The following is a 2,736-nucleotide window of genomic DNA, read 5'->3' on the forward strand; positions in this document are numbered from 1 at the left end:
GAGCGCAAACTCCGGTTGTGACCCGTCGAGAGAGCGCGAACTCCGGCCGTCACCGATGGCGTCAGCCGGCCGCCCACGACAGGGAGGGGCCGTATGGTGCTGAGCTCAGCGGCATACGACACCTACCGTGGGGGGATGACACCCGAGGACCGCGAACGCTTCGCAGCGGCGCCGGTCGCGCGGCTTGCGACCGTGCGGCCGGACGGGCGGCCGCACGTCGTGCCGATCGTGTTCGCGCTCGTCGGGAACGACGTGTGGACGGCGGTCGACGGCAAGCCGAAGACCACTCGGCGGCTGCAGCGGCTGCGCAACATCGAGGCGCACCCGGAGGTCAGCCTCCTCGTCGACCATTACGAGCGGGACTGGTCGCGCCTCTGGTGGGTGCGCCTCGACGGCCGCGCCACCGTGCGTCAACTCGACGACGACGACGCGGAGCCGGGGTTGCGGGCCTTGGTTGGCAAGTACGAGCGGTATCAGCGGGAGCCACCGCCGGGGCCGCTCGTGTGGATCGAAGCGCACTCGTGGCGCTCCTGGCGCGGCTGATCAGTCGGCGCTGTCCTGCTGGAGGAGGGCGACGAGCGACTCGACCTCCTGGAAGCAGGCGGGACAGGCTCGAAGATGTACCTCCATGTCGTGCCGCCGGCGTGGCTCGGTGCCGGCGACGACCGCCTCGGCGTAGGAGTCCATCAGGTCGAAGCACTCCTCACAGGACAGCCAGGGCTCGGTGTCGAGAGTGAGCGACTCGACGACGTCCCTGGACAGGCGGCCCTGGTGTGAAGTCATGCTGTGCCTCCGAAGGGGATCCCGGCCGGCAGGTGACCGGCCGCGACGAGGTGGGCGCGGATCCGGGAGCGCGCCACGTGCAACGTCTTGTAGAGCGCCCCACGGGTCGTCCCGAGGCGCTCGGCGAGGACGTCCACCGGCACCCCCTCGACGAGCAGAGCAATGGCGATCCGGCGCTGATAGGTCGTGAGGGCCTCCGTCATGGCGGCGGCGACGGCGTGTGCGAGCTCGTTGGCCTCGGCCCGCGACTCCGGTCCGTCGACCTCAACGGCGAGGTCCAGGTGATCGGACAGCGCGATCTCGGTCGAGGCCCAGGCCCGGCGCCGGACCTCGTTGGCGGTCTGGAGGATCGCGAACTTGTAGGCCCAGGTCGTGAACCGGGCGCGTCCCTCGAAGGTGGACAGCCGGCCGAGGAGGTGGACGAGCGCCTCGTCGGCCGCGGCGTTCGCCAGTTCATCGGCCTCGACGGCACCGAGACGGGGCAACAGGCCGCGCATCCGGGCCACCTGGTGTCGGGCTGCCTTGACGAGCAGGACGTGGAGGTCGCGTAGGGCCGTCTCACGCGCGGCACCTGACGAGGTGAGCTCGCCGAGCCAGTCGCGGTCGAGTGACCCGGCCCGGCCCGAGATGCTGGTGGTCGAGCTGTCCGGGTCGCTCGTGGTGGCGCCACTGGTGGTGCCCGCGGCAAGCGCGACGGAGACCGGCTCGGGGCCTCGGGCGCTCATGCCGACGACTCGACCGGCGCGAGGATGCGGAGGGCCAGCGCCGGCGGGCAGCCGCGGTCGACGAGGCCGAGAAGGGCGTGCAGGTCGATCCTTTGGTCGCGCGCCACTGCGTCGGCGAGGTCCGGCGCGAAGCCGACCTCGATGAGCCGGCACCGGCGCCAGGTGGTCACGTCGACGGGCGGGCCGGTGGAGCGGCACTCGGGGTGTTCGTGAACGAATTTGGTGGTCATGCCGGATTGGTGTCGACATGCCGCGACGGTCTTACCGGCAGGCCGAAGCGGGTTGCGCGGTAAGAGGTTTCGTTTCGACGACACCAAGCACACATCAGCCTCTTCCCCCCGGATCCGGTCCTGATGGCGCATCCAGTCTCGGGACTGACCGGCCCATCCGTCAACACTTCGCCGATTCCGGAAGGACCATCATGACCGCCAACCGACGCCCGCTGCCCTTCGCGCCGACACCCGCCCCAGGGCAGCTCGAGCCGACACTCCCGTCAAGGCGGCTCGGCACGGTGCTCCCCCTCGTGCTCGTGGCCCTCCTCAGCGCCTTCCTGACGTGGACGCTGCCGCGCGCTGGCGCCGAGGCGGCGCAACCGATCGCGCTCACGCACAGCCATGCGGTGGTCCCACGGACCCCGGCGCAGCAGGCCTTCCACGACGAGATGCGCAAGCTATGGGAGGACCATGTGACGTGGACCCGGCTGGCGATCGTGGCGTTCGCGGACGAGTCAGCCAGCTTCCCGGCCACGGCGACCCGGCTCCTGCAGAACCAGGCTGACATAGGCGACGCGATCGTTCCCTTCTATGGCACAGCCGCCGGCAACCGGCTCACCGCCTTGCTCCACGACCACATCACCATCGCCGTCGAGCTGCTGCATGCCGCCAAGGCTGGCGATACGGCATCCTTCGCGGACGCGAAGGACCGCTGGTACGCCAACGCCAATGACATCGCCGACTTCCTCGCAAAGGCGAACCCGAGGTTCTGGCCGGACTCGGTGATGCGGGACGACATGCGCGTGCACCTGGACCAGACCCTCGCCGAGGCCGCGCACGAGCTGGGCGGCGACTACACCGCGAGCGTGGCGGACTACGAGGCGGTGCACGCCCACATCCTGCAGATGGCCGACATGCTGAGCGGCGGCATCATCGGCGCCTTCCCCGGCAGCTTCCACTGACCTTCGTTCCGGTGGCCGCCCGGCGGAGTTCGCGCTCACTCGACGGGCGGCAAC

The 2,736-nt window shown here is 70.3% G+C and carries 5 protein-coding genes; 2 read left to right on the forward strand and 3 right to left on the reverse strand.

What is annotated here, in order from left to right; genetic code table 11:
- Window positions 1–93 precede the first annotated feature (93 nt).
- Complete coding sequence (locus N864_RS21165; protein ID WP_240474439.1) at window positions 94–543, forward strand: TIGR03668 family PPOX class F420-dependent oxidoreductase; 450 nt, start codon at window positions 94–96, stop codon at window positions 541–543.
- Here N864_RS21165 and N864_RS25555 read toward each other — a convergent pair whose 3' ends face one another.
- The 3 genes from N864_RS25555 to N864_RS21180 are packed head-to-tail and all read right to left on the reverse strand — an operon-like array spanning window position 544 to window position 1,738.
- Window positions 544–783 (reverse strand): anti-sigma factor, encoded by a 240-nt coding sequence (locus tag N864_RS25555; RefSeq protein WP_034722067.1) that lies wholly within the window; start codon window positions 781–783, stop codon window positions 544–546.
- Window positions 780–1,508, reverse strand: a complete 729-nt coding sequence (locus N864_RS21175) for a sigma-70 family RNA polymerase sigma factor (RefSeq protein WP_081794105.1) — start codon at window positions 1,506–1,508, stop codon at window positions 780–782. The genes N864_RS25555 and N864_RS21175 overlap by 4 nt, the downstream gene beginning before the upstream one ends.
- Window positions 1,505–1,738: a hypothetical protein gene (locus N864_RS21180; protein WP_034722069.1), complete on the reverse strand. Its 234-nt coding sequence runs from the start codon at window positions 1,736–1,738 to the stop codon at window positions 1,505–1,507. Before N864_RS21180 ends, N864_RS21175 begins: the two co-directional genes overlap by 4 nt.
- Window positions 1,739–1,929: 191 nt before the next feature.
- On the opposite strand from N864_RS21180, the gene N864_RS21185 reads away from it, so the two are divergent.
- Window positions 1,930–2,682, forward strand: a complete 753-nt coding sequence (locus tag N864_RS21185; RefSeq protein ID WP_051518893.1) for a hypothetical protein — start codon at window positions 1,930–1,932, stop codon at window positions 2,680–2,682.
- Window positions 2,683–2,736 lie beyond the last annotated feature (54 nt).

The sequence above is a fragment of the Intrasporangium chromatireducens Q5-1 genome (genome assembly GCF_000576575.1).
GTDB classification, from domain to species: Bacteria; Actinomycetota; Actinomycetes; order Actinomycetales; family Dermatophilaceae; genus Intrasporangium_A; species Intrasporangium_A chromatireducens.

Excerpts from the sequence above, each read along its gene's own strand:
- N864_RS21165 (WP_240474439.1), top strand. The coding sequence starts at position 94 with ATGGTGCTGAGCTCAGCGGCATACGACACCTACCGTGGGGGGATGACA.
- N864_RS25555 (WP_034722067.1), bottom strand. The coding sequence starts at position 783 with ATGACTTCACACCAGGGCCGCCTGTCCAGGGACGTCGTCGAGTCGCTC.
- N864_RS21175 (WP_081794105.1), bottom strand. The coding sequence starts at position 1,508 with ATGAGCGCCCGAGGCCCCGAGCCGGTCTCCGTCGCGCTTGCCGCGGGC.
- N864_RS21180 (WP_034722069.1), bottom strand. The coding sequence starts at position 1,738 with ATGACCACCAAATTCGTTCACGAACACCCCGAGTGCCGCTCCACCGGC.
- N864_RS21185 (WP_051518893.1), top strand. The coding sequence starts at position 1,930 with ATGACCGCCAACCGACGCCCGCTGCCCTTCGCGCCGACACCCGCCCCA.